The organism is Lujinxingia vulgaris, assembly GCF_007997005.1.
Lineage (GTDB): Bacteria > Myxococcota_A > Bradymonadia > Bradymonadales > Bradymonadaceae > Lujinxingia.
Map to the genome: position 1 here is coordinate 47,775 of NZ_VOSL01000006.1, position 17,876 is coordinate 65,650.

General features: G+C 64.2%; 12 protein-coding genes. 7 read left to right on the plus strand and 5 right to left on the minus strand.

Translation table 11 applies throughout. The features are described 5' to 3' along the window. Positions 1–81 precede the first annotated feature (81 nt). Together FRC96_RS01055 and FRC96_RS01060 are read left to right on the plus strand one after the other, a co-directional pair. A complete protein-coding gene (locus tag FRC96_RS01055; RefSeq protein WP_146972190.1) occupies positions 82–1,899 on the plus strand; it encodes a complex I subunit 4 family protein in 1,818 nt (605 codons plus the stop codon). Between the two features lie 63 nt (positions 1,900–1,962). After that, positions 1,963–3,606, plus strand: coding sequence for an NADH-quinone oxidoreductase subunit N (locus tag FRC96_RS01060; RefSeq protein WP_146972191.1), 1,644 nt, complete (start codon positions 1,963–1,965; stop codon positions 3,604–3,606). Positions 3,607–3,739: 133 nt separating this feature from the next. Here FRC96_RS01060 and FRC96_RS01065 read toward each other — a convergent pair whose 3' ends face one another. Continuing rightward, positions 3,740–4,669, minus strand: coding sequence for an FHA domain-containing protein (locus FRC96_RS01065; protein WP_146972192.1), 930 nt, complete (start codon positions 4,667–4,669; stop codon positions 3,740–3,742). Between the two features lie 216 nt (positions 4,670–4,885). Here FRC96_RS01065 and FRC96_RS01070 point away from each other — a divergent pair, with 216 nt between their 5' ends. Next, complete coding sequence (locus FRC96_RS01070; RefSeq protein WP_230469718.1) at positions 4,886–5,662, plus strand: ATP-binding protein; 777 nt, start codon at positions 4,886–4,888, stop codon at positions 5,660–5,662. 68 nt (positions 5,663–5,730) lie between these two features. On the opposite strand, the gene FRC96_RS01075 is transcribed toward FRC96_RS01070, so the two are convergent. Beyond that, positions 5,731–8,526: a DNA translocase FtsK gene (locus FRC96_RS01075; RefSeq protein WP_230469720.1), complete on the minus strand. Its 2,796-nt coding sequence runs from the start codon at positions 8,524–8,526 to the stop codon at positions 5,731–5,733. A gap of 566 nt (positions 8,527–9,092) precedes the next feature. On the opposite strand from FRC96_RS01075, the gene fusA reads away from it, so the two are divergent. The 3 genes from fusA to FRC96_RS01090 all read left to right on the plus strand — a co-directional run bounded on the left by fusA (position 9,093) and on the right by FRC96_RS01090 (position 13,029). Then, a complete protein-coding gene (gene fusA / locus FRC96_RS01080) occupies positions 9,093–11,180 on the plus strand; it encodes an elongation factor G (RefSeq protein WP_146972195.1) in 2,088 nt (695 codons plus the stop codon). Between the two features lie 138 nt (positions 11,181–11,318). Continuing rightward, on the plus strand, positions 11,319–11,882 hold the full coding sequence (locus tag FRC96_RS01085) for an NADPH-dependent FMN reductase (protein WP_146972196.1): 564 nt from the start codon (positions 11,319–11,321) through the stop codon (positions 11,880–11,882). Between the two features lie 19 nt (positions 11,883–11,901). Further along, a complete protein-coding gene (locus FRC96_RS01090; protein WP_146972197.1) occupies positions 11,902–13,029 on the plus strand; it encodes a CNNM domain-containing protein in 1,128 nt (375 codons plus the stop codon). A gap of 653 nt (positions 13,030–13,682) precedes the next feature. Here the strand turns inward: FRC96_RS01090 and FRC96_RS01095 are convergent. Further along, positions 13,683–14,924: a hypothetical protein gene (locus tag FRC96_RS01095; RefSeq protein ID WP_146972198.1), complete on the minus strand. Its 1,242-nt coding sequence runs from the start codon at positions 14,922–14,924 to the stop codon at positions 13,683–13,685. A gap of 284 nt (positions 14,925–15,208) precedes the next feature. On the opposite strand from FRC96_RS01095, the gene FRC96_RS01100 reads away from it, so the two are divergent. Then, positions 15,209–15,721 carry a metallophosphoesterase family protein gene (locus FRC96_RS01100; RefSeq protein WP_146972199.1) on the plus strand — a complete coding sequence of 171 codons (513 nt, stop codon included), beginning with the start codon at positions 15,209–15,211 and terminating at the stop codon, positions 15,719–15,721. Positions 15,722–15,733: 12 nt separating this feature from the next. Here FRC96_RS01100 and FRC96_RS01105 read toward each other — a convergent pair whose 3' ends face one another. Next, positions 15,734–16,348, minus strand: coding sequence for a methyltransferase domain-containing protein (locus FRC96_RS01105; RefSeq protein ID WP_146972200.1), 615 nt, complete (start codon positions 16,346–16,348; stop codon positions 15,734–15,736). A 41-nt stretch (positions 16,349–16,389) separates the two neighbouring features. Further along, positions 16,390–17,781, minus strand: coding sequence for a dicarboxylate/amino acid:cation symporter (locus FRC96_RS01110; protein ID WP_146972201.1), 1,392 nt, complete (start codon positions 17,779–17,781; stop codon positions 16,390–16,392). Positions 17,782–17,876 lie beyond the last annotated feature (95 nt).

A 17,876-nucleotide genomic window follows, 5' to 3' on the forward strand; every position in this document is an offset into this window, starting at 1 on the left:
TGGGACGTTCGAGGTAACCCTTAAGGCGCGCGTGGCGCAGCAACCTGCGACACACGTGAACCGAGCACTGGATTAGGACCGATGGTTCAATTGACGAACATCTTTAGTGCCCTGGTGGGCAACCCGCTTCTGGCACAGGCCGCTGCGGTCGGTGAAGGGGGGATCCCCTGGCTGACGTTGACGACCTTCGGGCCGCTTCTGGGGATTCTGGCGCTGCTTTTGATCCCGCGCGATCAGGTGCAGGTGCTGCGCAACGTGGCGCTGCTCACCTCGCTGGGCGTCTTCGCGGTGAGCATTGGCATTCTCGTGCTCTTCGACCCCTCGCTGCCGATGGCCGCGGGTGAGGCGTTTACCTTCCAGCTGACCGAGGGGCCCTACGAGTGGATCCCCTCGCTGGGGGTGAGCTACGCGCTGGGTGTCGACGGCTTCAGCTACTGGCTGGTGATGCTGACCACCTTCCTGATGCCGCTGGCGATCTGGTCGACGTACTCTTCGGTGCACGAGAACGTCAAAGAGTACATGATCTGCCTGCTCTTCCTGGAGGTCGGGATGATCGGGGCGCTTGTGGCCACCGACGTCTTCCTCTTCTACATCTTCTGGGAGGTGATGCTCATCCCGATGTACTTCATCATCGGCGTGTGGGGTGGGGCGGAGCGCGTCAAAGCGGCGGCGACCTTCTTCATCTACACGATGCTGGGCTCGATCCTGATGCTGCTGGCCATCATGTACGTCTACTTCCAGGCGGGCGTGCAGACCGGGACCTTCTCCTTCCTTTACACCGACATTCTGGCCGCGGACTTCAGTGCCACCGAGCAGTTCTGGCTCTTTGCAGCGTTCTTCCTGGCGTTCGCGATTAAGGTTCCGCTCTTCCCCTTCCACACCTGGCTTCCCCTGGCGCACGTTCAGGCGCCGACCGCGGGTTCTGTGATCCTGGCGGCGGTGATGCTGAAGATGGGCACCTACGGGATCCTGCGCTACGCCTTCCCGCTCTTCCCGGATGCGCTCAAGACCTTCGCACCTTATATCGCGGTGCTCTCGGTCATCGGCATCATCTACGGGGCGATCGTGGCGCTCGTGCAAGACGACGTGAAGAAGCTCGTGGCCTACTCCTCGGTCAGCCACCTCGGTTTCTGTGTGCTGGGTCTTGTGGCGATGACGCCTCAGGGCATCAGCGGCGCGATGTATGTGATGCTCGCTCACGGTATCGCCACCGGCGGTCTCTTCCTGTGTGTGGGCGTGCTCTATGAGCGTCGTCACTCGCGTCAGATCGCCGACTTCGGCGGGGTGGCCAGCGTGATGCCGATGTTCGCGACCTTCTTTATGATCATCACCTTCGCCTCGGCCGGTCTGCCCGGTCTTAACGGCTTCGTCGGTGAGTTTTTGAGCATCATGGGCACCTCGCAGAGCCACTTCCTGTGGTTTGAGACGCCCTTTGGTTTCATCAAGCCGGAGAACGCCGGCTCGGGCTACGGGGTCTATGAGCTCTCGGCGATGACCGATGTGGCGATTGGGTCGTCGCGTCAGGCCGGCCCGGAGATCACCGCCTTTATCTTCACCATCTTTGCGACCTCCGGCGTCATCCTGGGCGCGGCGTACCTGCTGTGGATGTTTAAGCGGGTGATGTTCGGCTCGGTGGTTCACGATGAGATTCGCACGATGCCTCGCCTGAGCGCCCGCGAGATTGGCGTGCTCGTGCCGATCGTGCTGATGGCCATCTTCATGGGCGTCTTCCCCAAGTACTTCCTGAGCCGGATGGACCCCTCGATTCACCAGTTTCTGACCTACATGGACCAGAACGTCACCGAGGCCAACACCGTGGTGGTGGAGCCTCTTGACCCGACCTGGGTTCCGCAGGGTTCGATGATCGACCTGGCCAAAGAGCGTCGTAACGAGCGCTGAGCGCGCGCGCCCGGACGTTAACTCGGCGTGCCTTTCTGCGCCGTAGCTGCTGAGACGGATGTAATGACCATGCAATTGCTCTCCACATTGAACACGCTCGCGATGCTCACGCCGCCCCAGGGTGCGGAGTTCGCCGCGATCGTCCCCGGGATGATCGTCACGCTTGTGGCGCTGGCGTTTATTCTCATCGACGTCTTTCACCGTAAGGGGACGCCGCGCGACTACCTGGCCTACTTCTCGGTCATCGGTCTGGGCGTGGGCGCCGCGAGCAGCTGGTACCTGTGGGACGGCACCCTGGAGGCGCCGACCTTCTTCGGGATGCTCTACCTCGACCGCTTCGCGCTCTTCTTCAGCGCGTTGGCGTGTGTGAGCGGGGCACTGGCCATCCTCTGCTCGCCAGCGGTGCTGCGAAGCCACCGGATGGACCGCGGGGAGTATTACCTGCTGGTGCTCTTCAGCGTGGTGGGGATGATCTTTATGGCGGCGTCCGCCGACCTGCTCAGCCTCTTCATCGCCTTCGAGATCATGTCGATCCCGATCTACGTGCTCGCCGGCTTCCTGCGTGAGGATTCGCGCAGCGCCGAGGCCTCGATGAAGTACTTCGTGCTGGGTGCCTTCTCGGCGGCGTTGATGCTCTACGGCATCGCGCTGATCTACGGCGCCACCGGGACGACCAACCTCGAGATGATCGCGCAGAACCTCTACTACCTCGAAGGTGGTGAGGGGCAGCACGCCGGCTTCGGTCTGGCGATGCTGGGTGTGCTCCTGATCTTCAGCGGTTTTGCGTTCAAGGTCGCTGCGGTTCCCTTCCACATCTGGACGCCCGACGTCTACACCGGCAGCCCCACGCCGGTGGTGGGGTTCATGGCCACCGCCGTCAAAGCGATCGCGTTCGCCGGTCTGCTGCGCGTCTTCGTGGTGGCCTTCCCGCTCGATGTGCTGCGCGGGGGCTTCTTTGGCTACGGCTGGATCGACATCGCCTTTGCGCTCGCGGCCTTCTCGATGGTGCTGGGCAACGTGGTGGCGCTTTTGCAGAACAACGTCAAGCGCATGCTGGCCTACTCCTCGATCGCTCACGCGGGCTACCTGCTGCTCGGCTTCACCGCCGCCAACGCCCACCCGCGCTTCTTTTTGCACAACGACGCCATCCTCTTCTACCTGGTGGCCTACACCTTCGGCACGATCGGCTCCTTTGCGGTGCTCTCCTACTTCAGCCGTCGCGGCGAGTCGGTGGAGACCTTTGAAGACCTGGGGCAGCTGGGCATCAAGTACCCGATGATGGGGCTTGTGATGGGCATCAGCATCTTCTCGGCGGCGGGCATCCCGCCCACAGCCGGCTTCCTGGGCAAGTTCTACATCTTCCGCTCGGCGATCGATGTGGGCATGCAGACCGACGAGTTCTCCTTCATCGGTCTGGCCATTCTCGGTGTGCTCAGCAGCGTGGCCGGTGTGTATTACTACCTGAAAGTGCTCATCTACATGTACATGAAGCCCGAAAAACGTGCCTTCCGCCCGCTGGAGCATACCGGGCCGAAGGTGGCGATGGTGGTGTGTGCGGTGATGACCCTCTATCTGGGTATCTTCCCGGCGCGGGCCATCGAGATCACGCAGGAGTCGATCATCGACTTCCAGGGCGTCTCATCGGCGGTGCAGGCCACGCTCGACCTTGGTCAGCAAGCGCTGGAAGCCCGGCAGGCCGCCGAATAAGGCGCTCGCGATAGACCTTCGGTTTGCCGTTGCGAGCCGGGGTCACGCCTGCACACCGAGTTACCAAAAAGCCCCGGAGCCGTCAGGCTCCGGGGCTTTTTTACGTGTCTTGCCCGAGGATGGTCGTGGTGATTCAGGCCGCCGGCAGCGAGAAGCGCAGCGCGAGCTTCTCACCCAGCACGAGGGTGTCGCCCTCCGAGAGGCGGCGGCGATCGCCGGGCTCCAGAAGCTCATCGTTATACTGGGTGCCGGAAGCCGCCAGGTTGCAGACGATGTAGTTTTTGTTCTGGCGGTAGATGGCGATCTGGCGGCGCGCCACGGCGTCGCCGGCGTGCTCGCTCAGATCGATGTGCGGGGTGTGCTCGGCGACGGCATCGGCGCGGCCGACCACGAGCGCGTCGAGCTCCACGGCGTAGGTCTCCAGCGCCTTCTGGTCGCGGTAGAGCGTGAGCAGGGCAGGCTCCTCAAAGGGCCCCGGCACGGGCAGGGGCTGAACCTCGGGGCGCTCGCGCGGGGTGGTGCGCTGCGGCTCAAGCTTTGCCGCGGGGGTCTGCTCAACCTCGACGTCGGGTTCACTCGCGAGCATGTCAGGGGCGTCGCCCAGATCGTCTTCGGCGTCCTCAAAGAGCGGATGATCGTCAGCGTCGATCGGCTCAACGTCGAGCGTCCCGAACTCGGCGAGGTCCTCGGAATGTTCGCTGACGGCAGCCTCGACGGCGACGTCCGGGTAGTCGAACGCGTCCTCGGCGCCGGGCGGCGTCGGGGGCTCGTGGGAGGCGTCGCTGACCTCGACCAGATCGTAGCCTCCCTCGTCAAACCCCGGGTCGACGCCGTTCTCGTCGTCTTCGGCGTCGAGGGGCTCGACCGGGATCTCGGCCAGCTCGAAGTCCTCGCCGTCGTCGGCCGGGTACGCGTCGACCTCGTCGGCGGCGTCTTCCAGGGCGAAGGGATCGTCTTCGGGGGCCGGCGCCGCTGCGCTCAGATCGGCACCGCAGCTCTCGCAGTAGGCCTCACTGGCATAGTGAGCGGTCTGACATTGGGGGCAGATGATGGCGTCGGACATGAACTCCTCCAGGGATGGTTCCGGACGTGGGGGTGGCCGAGAGGTGGCCTCACTTTTGGCAGTCTACTCTACGATCGGGGCGCGCGCCTAGGCCTGTGCGAGGCGCCCCCGGGCCGGCGTTGTGAACCTTGCACACCGGCGCGCAGCCGGTAGAATCCGCCGCCAAAGCTGCCCGCGGGCAGCATGTTGTCAAACCTGCACCCTGAGAGCCCCACCATGAGCGCTGCGCCTTTTGAAACCCCTGAACCACCCCGCGTCAGCCGCCCGGTGATGAAACTTGTGGAGCGCGCTTTGCGCGACTTCTCGCTGGTGGAGCCCGGCGATCATGTGGCCGTGGGCATCTCCGGGGGCAAAGACTCCCTCCTGCTGGCGGCGGCGATGCTGGAGCTTGCTGCCCGCGAAGATATGGGCTTTGAGGTCACCCTGATTCACCTCGATCAGAACCAGCCCGGCTTTGACCGCGATGGCCTTAACGCGGCGATGGCGCGCCTGGGCGCGCCGCTTGAGGTGATCGACCGCGACACCCACTCGGTGGTGCAGAAGATGCTCAAGCCGGGGCAGATCCCGTGTGCCATTTGCGGGCGGATGCGACGCGGCATCCTCAACGCGTACTGCGCCGAGCGCGGGTTTACGAAGCTCGCGATGGGCCATCACCTCGACGACGCGGTGGAGACCTACTTCTTGAACCTCCTCTTTGGCAGCCGTCTCGATCCGCTCAAGCCCGCCACCCCGGCGTCGACGCACCCGGTGACCACGATTCGGCCACTGATTCTGGTAGAAGAGCGTAAGATCGAGGCCTGGGTCGATGAGGTCGGCCTGATGCCCGTAGCCTGCCCGGTGTGCGACAGCTTCCCGCAGTCGAGCCGCCGCGATGTGAAGACCTTCTGGCAGGGCTTCTCGGAGCTGGCCCACCGGGATGTGTACGCCTCGGTGCGCGAGGCGCTCTACGGCGATCCGGCGGTCTTTGTCGAAGAGGCTCGAGAGCAGGGTTGAACGATAAAACGCCGCAAAGCGCGGCGTTTTTTCGTTCTCTTGCACGTGCGGCGTCAGGGCAGGGCGCCTCAGTAAGGCGACTGGTCCACAAGCACCTCGCGCGGCTTGTAGCCGTCGGATTCGCCGACGATGCCCTCGATCTCCATGATGTCGACCATCCGGGCGGCGCGGTTGTAGCCGACGCGTAGTTTGCGCTGGAGCATCGAGATCGAGGCCTGCTTCGACTCCACCACCAGACGCACCGCCTCCTCGTAGAACTCGTCTTTATCCTCGTCGGCCACCGCGCTTTCATCATCCTCGCCATCGTCGGCCAGGATTGACTCGTCGTAGTTCGGTTCGCCCTGGACCTTGAGGAACTCGACCATCTTGTCGATCTCCTTCTCGGAGACGTAGGCGCCGTGGGTACGCTGCAAGAAGCTCGTGCCGGGGGGCACAAAGAGCATGTCACCGTTGCCCAGGAGGTTCTCGGCGCCGTTGGCGTCGAGGATAACCCGGCTGTCGGTCTTGCTGGTGACGCGCAGCGCCAGGCGAGTCGGGAAGTTGGCCTTGATAAGGCCGGTGATGACGTCGGTGGAGGGTCGCTGCGTGGCCAGGATCAGGTGAATGCCGGCGGCGCGGGCTTTCTGCGCCAGGCGCGCCACCGCCGTCTCCACATCTTTGGAGGCGGTCATCATCAGGTCGGCAAACTCATCGATGATCACGATGATGAAGGGCAGATGTTTATGCTCCGGCTCGCCCTTATGGTCGATGCCTAAGGAGCGCAGGGCCTCGGAGTCTTCCAGGCCGTTGAGCTGATCGAGCTCGGCCTGCTTGGTGAGTTTTTTGATCTTCTCGTTGTAGCCGGTGACGTTGCGCACGCCCATATCGGCCAGCGCCTGGTAGCGGCGCTCCATCTCTTGAACCGTCCAGTTGAGCGCGACGGTGGCCTGTTTGGGGTCGGTCACAACCGGCAGCAGAAGATGCGGGATGTCGGCGTAGATACTGAACTCGAGCATCTTCGGGTCGACCATGATCATGCGCACATCATCCGGGGTGTGCTTGTAGAGCAGGCTGCACACCATGGTGTTGACCGCGACCGACTTACCGGCGCCGGTGGCACCGGCGACGAGCAGGTGAGGCATCTTCGCCAGGTCGGCGATGACCGGCCCGCCCTCGGTGTCTTTGCCCAGCGCCAGCGGCAGCTGCATTTTCTTGTTATCGGCAAAGGCCTCATCGGCGATGATCTCTTTGAGGTAGACCATCTCGCGGGAGGGGTTGGGCACCTCGATGCCGACGACGCCCTTGCCGGGGATGGGCGCCACGATACGCACGCTGTGGGCCGCCAGCGCCATGGCCAGATCATCGGAGAGGTTGGCGATCTTCGAGAGCTTGACGCCCGGTGCCGGGCTGAACTCGAACATCGTGATGACCGGGCCGGGGCAGATCTCCACCACAGTGCCCTCGACCTTGAAGTCGGCCAGAGTCTTCTCGATCTGCGCGGCCATATCGCGCAGGGCGTCGGAGTCGACGGCGACCTCTTCGCCGCGGTCGAAGTTCAGGAAGCTGATGGGAGGGAGCTCGTAGTTGCCCTTTTTCTGAGGTTTGAAGAGCAGGCCGCCGTCGTCGTCGCTCTCCAGCAGCTGCTGGCGCTCACGGGCTTTGCGGGTGGCCTCACTCTCGACAATCTGCGGGCCGAAGTCGCCTTTGACCGGCGCGCTGGCCTCGCGCTCCGAGCGCATATCGATGACCTGGGTGTCGCTGACCTCGATGGCCTCCTCGGAAGGCCCGGCCTCATCAAGCCCGGCGATCGGGATCGGCTCGGCTTTGATGTCGGCATCGGTCGCAAGCTCGCCCATCTCCCAGCCCTCGTCATCGGCGACGGGGTTGGAGGGGGCGTCTTTTTTGTCGTTCTTCTCGGCTTTTTTGCCCTTTTTGTCAGAGGTCTTCTCGACGGGAGCCTCGTCAGCCCTGGTCTCGGACGCGTTCGAGACGTCGTCGCCGGCGAGCTCGGCGTTGCGAAGGCGCGGGCCAAAGAGGCGTGCCAGGCGGCCGGCGACCTTGCGTTCGACTTCCTCGTCGAGGCTCTCTTCAAAGTCGTAGCCGCGCGTGGATGTGCCCAGGACGGCGCGCTCGGCTTCCAGGCGCGCTTCTTCGGCGATGGTGAGCTCTTCGCCGGCGAGCAGGCGGTCGCGCTCTTCCTGGTAGCGTTGTTTGAACTCGCGTCGCACCGCGCGGCGGTGTCGCATCCAGGCCATAAAGCGGTGGATCTGCGCCGCGAACCAGCGCGCGACCGCGCCGGGGCTTAAGTCGGTCACAAGCACCGCGCCGATCAGAAACGCGCTCCCGGCGAGGATGGCGGTGCCGACGGTTCCCACCGCGCCGCGCATCAGCTCACCGCCGAAGGCGCCGATCCAGCCGCCGGGCTCGTGACCGAGCACCAGATAACCGCTCAGCGCCAGGTGCCCGAGCACCGTGCCCGCGAGCACGAAGAGCAGCTGCCCGAGGATCTCGCCGGGGCGCGCCTCAATCTCGCGGCCAAGCAGCATCGAGATGCCGAAGTACCAGAGCAGGGCGTTGATGAAGAAGGCGCCCAGCCCGAAGATCGTCAGCAGCACGTCGCCCACCCACACCCCGAAGGGCCCGATCAGGTTGGTCGGCGCGCCATCACCCCGGACGAGGTCGGCCGGGTTGAAGCTGGCGATGGAGAGCAAGAGCACCAGGGCTAGCGCCAGGAGCACCACCCCGCTGAGTTCACGCTGCAGCGCAAAGGAGGTGCCGTTAACTCGGGGGGCCGCTTTGGACGTGCTGCTCTTGGCCTTGCTGCTCGAGGAGCGGGAGGTCGACTTTTTCTTTGAGGATGAGGATGCAGCGCTCTTGGCCGCCATGACTGCCCTCCGTGGCAATGCATTGGGGGTCGCAAGGCTTGCGTGTGCGCCGTGTGGGGCTGGCGAGTTGCGCGCTTCCGTGCGCGTGACTCGCACCCGTACCATCTAAAGGGCGCGCAAGTCTGCGAGACGATTCCACGCGCAACCTACCACGGCGAACGCAGGCTGCAAGTTTTCCATAGGATGGGGCAGGGGGCGGTCCCGGGGAAAAGCGGCGGTGGAGGAGGTCTGCGGGAAGAAGGTGGTGGGGCCCCACGTTGAAGGGCCAGCGCGGAGAGGGGAGTGGGGCTTGATATTTCGCGCAGAGCCGCTATAGAGTCCGCCGGCGCTCGCCGGAGCGACGCAGGCGCCGCGTCGTTTTCTCTGAGCATCTGGTGAGGCGTTCACACCCGTGAAGGCCTGGCCGCTGCCTCCCGGTCCGGGAGGTGGTTTCGTATGCCGTATCCCGAAGATCGTCGGGGCGTGGCAAAAAACTTCGTCAACCGACGTGACAGGCGCTCCGAAATGGGGTAGGCGCTACGCGCAAATCGCGCCAGCCCGTCGTCTCAACATAACCGAGTAGGATCATGGACCTGAACAAACTTCGTAACATCGGGATCTCCGCCCACATCGACTCCGGTAAGACCACGCTCACCGAGCGTATCTTGTTCTACACCGGCCAGATTCACGCCATCCACGACGTCCGCGGCAAAGACGGCGTCGGTGCCAAGATGGACTCCATGGATCTGGAGCGCGAAAAAGGCATCACGATCCAGTCGGCGGCGACCTACTGCAAGTGGGGCGAGAACGCCATCAACATCATTGACACCCCGGGCCACGTCGACTTCACGATCGAAGTTGAGCGCGCCCTTCGTGTTCTCGACGGCGCCATCCTGGTGCTCTGCTCGGTTGCCGGCGTGCAGTCGCAGTCGATCACCGTCGACCGTCAGATGCGCCGCTACAACGTCCCGCGCATGGCGTTCATCAACAAGTGCGACCGCTCCGGCGCCGACCCCTTCTCGGTGACCGAGCAGTTGCGTGACCAGCTCAAGCATAACGCCGTGCTGATGCAGTACCCGATCGGTCTGGAAGACAAGCACGTCGGTGCGGTCGACCTTCTGACCCGTAAGGCGCACTACTTCGAAGGCGACAACGGTGAGATCATCCGCACCGAAGAGGTTCCCGCCGAGATCAAGGACGAGGTCGAGAAGTACCGCGCCAAGCTCGTGGAAGCGCTGGCTGACCTCGACGACGAGATCGCCATGGCGTACCTCGAAGGCGAGCCTGTGACCGCTGAGATGCTCGTGCCGGCGATTCGCAAGGCCACCATCTCGCGTACCCTGACCCCGGTCTTCATGGGTTCGGCGTACAAGAACAAGGGTGTTCAGCTTCTGCTCGACGCGGTGGTCAGCTACCTGCCCAGCCCGCTGGAGATGCCCTACCACGCGCTCTCGATGGACGAAGAAGAGAGCAAGGTCGATCTCGAGCCGGTGCCCGAGAAGCCGCTTGTTATGCTCGCGTTCAAACTGGAAGACGGTCGCTACGGTCAGCTGACCTACTGCCGCATCTACCAGGGCCGCCTGAACAAGGGCGACTTCATCTACAACATGAGCAACCAGAACAAGCATAAGGTCGGTCGTCTGGTGCGCATGCACTCCGATGAGATGCACGACATCGACACGGCGGTTGCCGGCGACATCGTGGCGCTCTTCGGCATCGACTGCGCCTCGGGTGATACCTTCACCGACGGCAACATTGAGGTGACCATGACCTCGATTCACGTGCCCGACCCGGTGATCACCTTCGCCGTGGAGCCCAAGAAGAAGGACGGCCTTCAGAACTTCTCCAAGGCGCTCAACCGCTTCTCCAAGGAAGACCCGACCTTCCGCGTCTCGCGTGACGAGGAGAGCGGCCAGACCATCATCGGTGGTATGGGTGAGCTTCACCTGGAGGTTTACATCGAGCGTATTCGTCGTGAGTACGGCGTCGACGTTGAGGTGGGTCAGCCGCAGGTTGCCTACCGCGAGACGGTCACCACGCAGGCCGACTTCGATTACACTCACAAGAAGCAGACGGGTGGTTCGGGTCAGTACGCGCGCGTCGTGGGTTGGCTTGCGCCGGCCGATGAGGGTGAGCACTACCAGTTCATCAACAACATCACCGGTGGTGTGATCCCCAAAGAGTACCAGCCCTCCTGTGATAAGGGCTTCCAGGACCAGATGGACGAAGGTGGTCTCATCGGCTTCCCGGTGGTCAACGTCAAAGCGGCGATCATCGATGGTAACTCCCACGCGGTTGACTCCTCCGATATGGCCTTCCGCCTGGCTTCGCGTGCGGCTTTCCGCGACGCGTACAAGCGCGCCAACCCGGTCATTCTCGAGCCGATCATGAAGGTTGAGGTCGAGAGCCCCGAGGAGTTCAGCGGGGCGGTGCTCGGCGGTCTGAACAAGCGCCGCGGCATGATCACCGGCTCGCGTACCCGTCAGGGCTACGCGGTGGTGATGGCTGAGGTGCCGCTCAGCGAGATGTTTGGCTACTCCAACGACCTGCGCAGCTCGACCCAGGGCAAGGCGGAGTTCTCCATGGAGTTCGCCAAGTACGCTCCGGTGCCGCGTTCGGTCCAGGAAGACCTGATCAAGGAGTACCAGGCCAAGCGCGCGGCGGAGAACAGCTAAGCCAGATGGTCCTGAGTACTGAGCAATAAGAGGCGGCGCTCCCCGGAGAACATCCGGGGAGCGCTGCTTTTTTATGCGCGCGTTTCACGCGTGTGTTCATTCACCCCGACACGCCTGTGACGGCGTGGGAGCTTTGAGATGACTGTGAACATCATGGGGTTTGCCGCCTCGCTGCGGCAGAACTCCCATAACGGAAAGCTCTTCGATGTGGCCGCCGACCTGCTTGACGCGATGGAGGGCGTGGCGGTGGACCGGCGGACCTTCGCCGAGTTCGAGATGCCCCTTTATAATCAGGACCTCCAGGAGCAGGGCTTCCCCGAGGGGGCCGAGCGCCTGAAGGCGGCGGTGGAGGCGGCCGACGCGCTGCTGATCGTCACGCCGGAGTACAACTACTCGATCCCGGGTAATCTCAAGAATGCGCTGGACTGGCTCTCGCGCTACCGTCCCGGGCCGCTTCGTGATAAGCCCTTGCTTCTGATGAGTGCGTCTCCTTCGATGATCGGCGGCAACCGCGGTCTGTGGCAGACCCGTATCCCGCTGGAGTCGATGGGGGCGGTGGTCTCACCGCGGATGTTCGGGCTCTCGATGGCCCACCAGGCGTTTGAGGATGATGGCAGCCTCAAGAGCGCTGAATTGAATGAGCAGCTTGATGGTTTGCTCGCTGATTTCGTTGAATTTGCCAGAGCGTTAACGCGCCGTTGAGCGCGAGGACGATACGTCGATGACATTGCTGATCATTTATGCGCTATTCGCGCTCGGGACGTCCTTTTTGTGTTCGTTGCTGGAGTCCGTGCTCCTGAGCGTCACACCTTCGTATGTGGCCGCGCTGCGTAACGAAGGTCAGCCCATTGGCGAGCAGCTCCACCGACTTAAGAGCGATGTGGATCGGCCGCTGGCGGCGATTTTGAGCGTGAACACCATCGCCCACACCGTGGGTGCGGTGGGTGTGGGCGCTGAAGCGACCAAGATCTGGGGCGAGGGCTATGTCGGGGTGGTCTCGGCGGTGATGACCCTGGCGATTCTCTTTCTGACCGAGATCATCCCGAAGACCGTCGGTGCGAACTACTGGCGAGGGTTGAGCGGGCCTGTGGCGCGCATTCTTCCGATCCTGATCTTTATCAGCTACCCGCTGGTGGTGATCTCGCAGCTTTTGATGAAGGTGCTCTCGTCCAAGGAGGCGCAGCCGCAGCTGAGCCGCGAGGAGATGAGCGCGATGACCGAGATCGGCGTCCAGGAGGGCGTGGTCGATATCGGGGAGTCGATTCTCCTGCAGAACGTGCTGCGCGTGGGCGCGTTGCGGGTGCGCGACATCATGACCCCGCGCACGGTGCTCCTGGCCGTGGAGCAAGACACGGCGATTGGCGAGTTTTTTGAGACGCATCCCAACCCGGTGTTCTCGCGCATCCCGATTTACCGCGAGAAGGCCGACGAGATTGTGGGCTACGTCTTGAAAGGCGACCTTCTGCTGGATCTGGCGCGGGATCATGACGCGCGCAAGCTGGTGGAGCATCGCCGCGACATCAAGTTTGTGCCGGAGCACCTCTCGGTGCGCGAGCTCTTTGAGCTCTTTGTCGCCGAGCAGCACCACATCGCGGTGGTGGTTGATGAGTACGGCGGCATCGCCGGGCTCGTGACCATGGAAGACGTGGTGGAGACGCTGCTGGGGCTCGAGATCGTCGACGAGTCGGATGTGGAGCAGGATATGCGGGATATGGCGCGCAAGCAGTGGTTGCGTCGCGCCCGGCGCATGGGCATCTCCACCGAGCAGTTTGAGAGCGTCACCGGCCAGGTCAGCGATGACGCGTCGCCGAGCGCTGAAACCGACGTGAGCGCTCAGGAAGAGAAGTAAGCGCTCGAAGTCCTCGCCACGGCGCTGTGTCTTCGCCGGCAGTGGAAAGGCCCTGCAGGCTCCCCGGTGAGCCGCAGGGTCTTTTTGATCGGGGGCGTCGTGCTCAGGGGCGCCCCGTCGAGGGTGTGCCGGGGGTGAGTCGAGGCCGAGGGGAGCGCGGCGTCCAGTCGGAGGCCGGAGTGGCAAGGGCCGTGGCCGTGACGCGAGACCAGGCAACTCCGGTCAGCGAGGCTTTTTCGAGGTGACGCGGGGGGAGCGACGGTGTTCGGTCGGTGTTCGTCGACGCGACGCGGGGCCATGGTGACCCATCAGGGCGTGTTCGTCGCGGTAACGAAGAGGGCCCGAAGGTGTTGGGAGGGGCTTCGTCGAGGTGACGAAGGGCTTGAATTACCCATAAGGGGGTATTCGTAGCGGTGACGAAGGGGGGCCGAAGGCGTTGGGAGGGGGGTCGTCGAGGTGACGAAGGGCTTGAATGACCCATAAGGGGGCGTTCGTAGCGGTGACGAAGGGGGGCCGAACGTGTTGGAAGGGGGTTCGTCGCGTTGACGTTCGGCGCGTACAAAAAATCCCCGGCCGCATTCGCGGCCGGGGATTTTTATGGCGTGATGCTTAATGCAGGTCAGACGTCAGGACGTGGGACCTGCGTCGAACACTTAGAAGCGGTAACCCGCGGCCACCGAGGTGAACATGCCACCGCCGGCGCCACCGAGGAAGTCGGGGCCGTTGGTGATGAAGCCCGCCTGGAAGGCGCCGTCGAGGGTGAAGTCACCCAGCTCGATGCCCAGGCCCGCGCGCCAGCCGAAGTCGCTGGTGCGGATGTTGGCGGTGGTGGTATCGCGCACGTTGTTGCCGGCGTCGGGGTCGATCTCGTTGGAGGTCGTCGCGCCGATGTAGGTGTACTGCGCGCCGGTGCGGAAGTAGAGCCAGTCCAGAAGCTGGATGTCGGCGGCGACGTGCACGCCCGGGGTCAGGTAGGTGGTGATGCGCTGACCGTCGAAGTCGGTGTCGGTGTCGGGGTCGGTGCCCTCGGTGGCCACGCCGAGCAGGGCGTAACCGGCCAGGGTGGTGGCTTCTTTGAGCTCAAAGACCGGACCGACACCGGCCATGATGCCAAAGGCGCTGGAGGTGGTTTCGGTGCTGGAGGTCTCCACGCCGTTGGCGTCGAAGGTGCGGCCGGTGGCGCCGTTGCTCTCGAAGGTCACGTCACCGAGGATGCCCAGGCTGGTGCGCTCGGCCATGGGCATGTAGGCGCGGGCGGTGGCGCCGATGGCCAGGCGAGAGACGTCGAGGACGTCGTCGCCGCCGTTGATCTCGTTGCCGGAGTTGAACTGAATGTTCAGGCCGGTGTCCACGCGGGTGTCACCCATCATGGAGTAACCCAGGGTCAGGCCCACGAAGTTGTGGGTCTGGGCGTCGACGACGTCTTCGCCATCGACGTTGCGCTGCCCGCCGTTACCCAGCGAGAGGCGCGCACCGGCGGCGCCGGCGCCCATGTCAAAGCCGGCAAAGAGATCGAAGATCGTGTGGGCCTGCGGGCTGACCGGCGCCAGCGGGTTGCCGACGTTGCCAAGGTTGGGGTGGCCCAGGTTGTAGGGGTAGCCCTGCGCGGTGAAGAGGTCGCCGCGGTAGATGCCCAGACCGAAGACCATCGCGTCGTTGCCGATGAGCGCCAGCCCCGAGCCGGCGTTCTGCGCGCCGCCGTACTCCAGGCTGAGCAGGTTGTTGTACTCGGTGGAGGTCTGGGGGAAGAGGTAGACGTCGTTCTTGTCGAGAATCAGACGGTTCTGGCCGAGGCTGGCGCGACGCGCGGCGTCGGCTTCCGGCACCAGGGTCAGGGTCATGGCGCCGGCGGCGGCCAGGGTGAACATCCATCGCAGTTGCGTATTCATCTTCATGTACAGCTCCGTGTCGTTACGCCAAAAGCGGCGTTCATCCAAAGCGGCCGGCAGCCGTGCCGGCCTACAGCTCAAAGGGTGCTACAGTGACGATTCAACTTCTGCATGGTACGTCGACGCTCATCTCGTCCCGCGAATCGCGAGCTCTCTAAGTTCGGGTTTTCTCGGGAGTGAGACGGCGCCATCGTGCACACCTCACCGGGGCGGTGCAAGATATTTTTTAGACACGCCGCGTCGTGACGGGGCAGTCATTTCAAGGGTTTACGAGACTTTACGAGGGTGTGATGGGACGAACAAGCGTGGGCCTGGTCTCAGATACGCACGGCTGGCTGGACGAACAAGTCTGCGAGGTATTCAAAAACGTGTCGCATATTGTGCACGCCGGCGATATCGGGCGGGAGGAGGTGTTGCATCGTCTGGAGGAGGTGGCGCCGGTGACCGTGGTGCGGGGCAATATCGACGGTGGCGAGCTGCGTTTTTACCCGCTGGAGGCCAGCGTGATGGTGGCCGGCAAGAAGATCAGCGCGCTGCATATTGCCGGCTCCCCCAAACGCCCCCGGCCGGCGGCGCGGGAGCTCATCTCCAGGCTTCGCCCCGATGTGCTGGTGGTGGGGCACAGCCATATCCCGGTGGTGGGGAAGGTGGGGCCGACGCTCTGGATCAACCCCGGGGCGGCGGGGCGGGTGGGCTTTCATACGGAGCGCTACGCGGCGATTCTGCACATCGAGGAGGATGGCAGCTTTGCGATGGATCGCGTGGTGCTGGGGCCGCGTAGCGCGTCGCTAGAAAAGGGTTAGGGCACCTCGCGCTTACGCGCGCTCGAAGATGCCGATCCACTCCATCCCTTCGCGGCCGGGATGGCTCAAGGCGGGGGGCACGGCGTCGAGCCGGTGGGTCTTAAAGTGCGCGGCGACCAGGGCCTCCACGCCGGCGGGGCGAAGGGGGAAGGGCGGGCCGTTGGCCATGCGCTCGTTCTCGCGCTGCGGATCATCCTCAAGCACCGGGAAGATCAACGTGGCGAGCAGGCCGCCGGGGGCGATGATGGCGGCCATGCGCTCGGCCCAGCGGGGGCGAAGGGTGGGGTCGATGGCGCAGAGGAAGGTGTAGTCCCACACCAGATCGAAGGGGGCGTGCAGATCGTCTTCAAAGAAGTCGCCCACCTGGTAAGGCGCGCGCTCTTCGGAGAGGCCGGCGGCGTCGCGGAGCTCAAAGAAGCGCTCTCGGGCGGTGGGCGCCAGATCCAGGCCGCGGGCCTCGTTGAAGGCGCTGGCGAGCGTGATCACGTCATATCCCGCGCCGCATCCCGGCACGAGCGCGCGCTCGCCATTCAACTCGCCGCGCTCTACCAGGTGTTGAAGAAGGGGTGAGGATTGGCCGGCGTCCCAGCCGGTGCGGCCCTCGCGCCAGGCGTCTTCCCAGGACATAGGGTTCCTTTGGGTTGGGGGATTGTGGTGGGTTGATGGGGTCAGGGGGTGGCGAAGGAGCCGTCTTCGCTCTCGGGGGCGAAGAGCTTGCTCTCGTCGATGGCGTCTTCGAAGTGGGCGATGGCCGTGGCACCGATGGAGTCGCTCCAGACGTTGATCATGGTGCGCATCATGTCGAGGGGGCGGTCGATGGCCCACAGAAGCGCGATGAGCTCCAGGGGCAGGCCCACGGCCTCAAAAATGATGACCATCATCACCAGGCCTGCGTGCGGGATGCCGGCGGCGCCGATGCTGACCATAAGCGCCAGCACGACGATGGTGAGCTGGGTGCCAAACGTGAGCACGAAGTCGGGGTTGGCGCTGGCGTAGACCTGGGCGATGAAGAGCACCGCCACGCATTCGTAGAGGGCGGTGCCGTCCATATTGATGGTCGCGCCCAGGGGGAGCACGAACCCGCCGACTTCGTTTTTGACGCCGACGTTGTCTTCGAGCTGCTCCAGCGTCATACCCAGGGTGCCGGCGGAGGAGGCTGTGGAGAAGGCGGTGAGCAGGGTGGCGCCCATCGCGCCGAGCACCCGGTAGGGGTTGCGGCGGGTGAGAAGCCAGAAGAGGAGCGGCAGGGTGAGGAGGCCGTGTAAGAGGAGGGCGGCGGCGACCGTGCCCGCATACCCGACCACGCTTGTGAGCGCCTCGGGGCCGGTGATGGCGAGCAGACGCGCGATGAGCGCGGCGATGCCCACCGGGGCGAGCGCGATGACGAAGAGGGTCATCTTCATCATCACGGCGAAGACGGCCTGAAAGAAGCCGTCGATCGTCTCCAGGAAGGGCTCCTCGACCTGAAGGGCGAAGATGCCAAAGAGGATGGCAAAGAAGATCAGCCCCAGAAGATCGAAGTTGGCCGCGGCGGCGACCACGTTCGTGGGCACCACCGAGAGGAGCATCTCCCAGGGGCCGCTGGGCGCGGGGATGTCGACCTCGCCAATGGCCATGGGCATCTCAAGGCCAACGCCGGGCTTGAAGAGGTTGACGAGGATCAGGCCCAGCACAATGGCGAGCAGGCTTGTGGTGACGTACCAGCCGGCGGCGCGCGCGCCGATGCGTCGCAGGCGCGCGAAGTCGCGCATCCCGGTCACCCCGCAGACCAGGGAGGCGAAGACCAGGGGGATGACGATCATGCGCAGGAGCGCCAGGAAGAGCTCGGCCAAACCGTCGGCGGCGGCGCCGGCCGGGGTCTGGTTCATCAGGCCCTGGAGCGCGGTGTTGATCTCGCGGGTGGCGCCGATCAGGTCGTCGGGGCGGTAGCCCTGGCCGAGCACCTGCTGGCGCGCCTGCTCAAGCAGCGTCTCGTAGTAGGCGCCGTGCAGGGCCATGCCCCAGACGACGCCGGCGACCATGCCGAGGAGGATCCACCAGTGAAGTTTGATCTTTCGCATCGCGTACGCTCACGTCTTGAGACTTCGACAGCACACAGGTTGTGTGCGTGGAAGTAGAGCGCGAGCGGGCCTCGGGCACAAGGGGCGCGGCGACA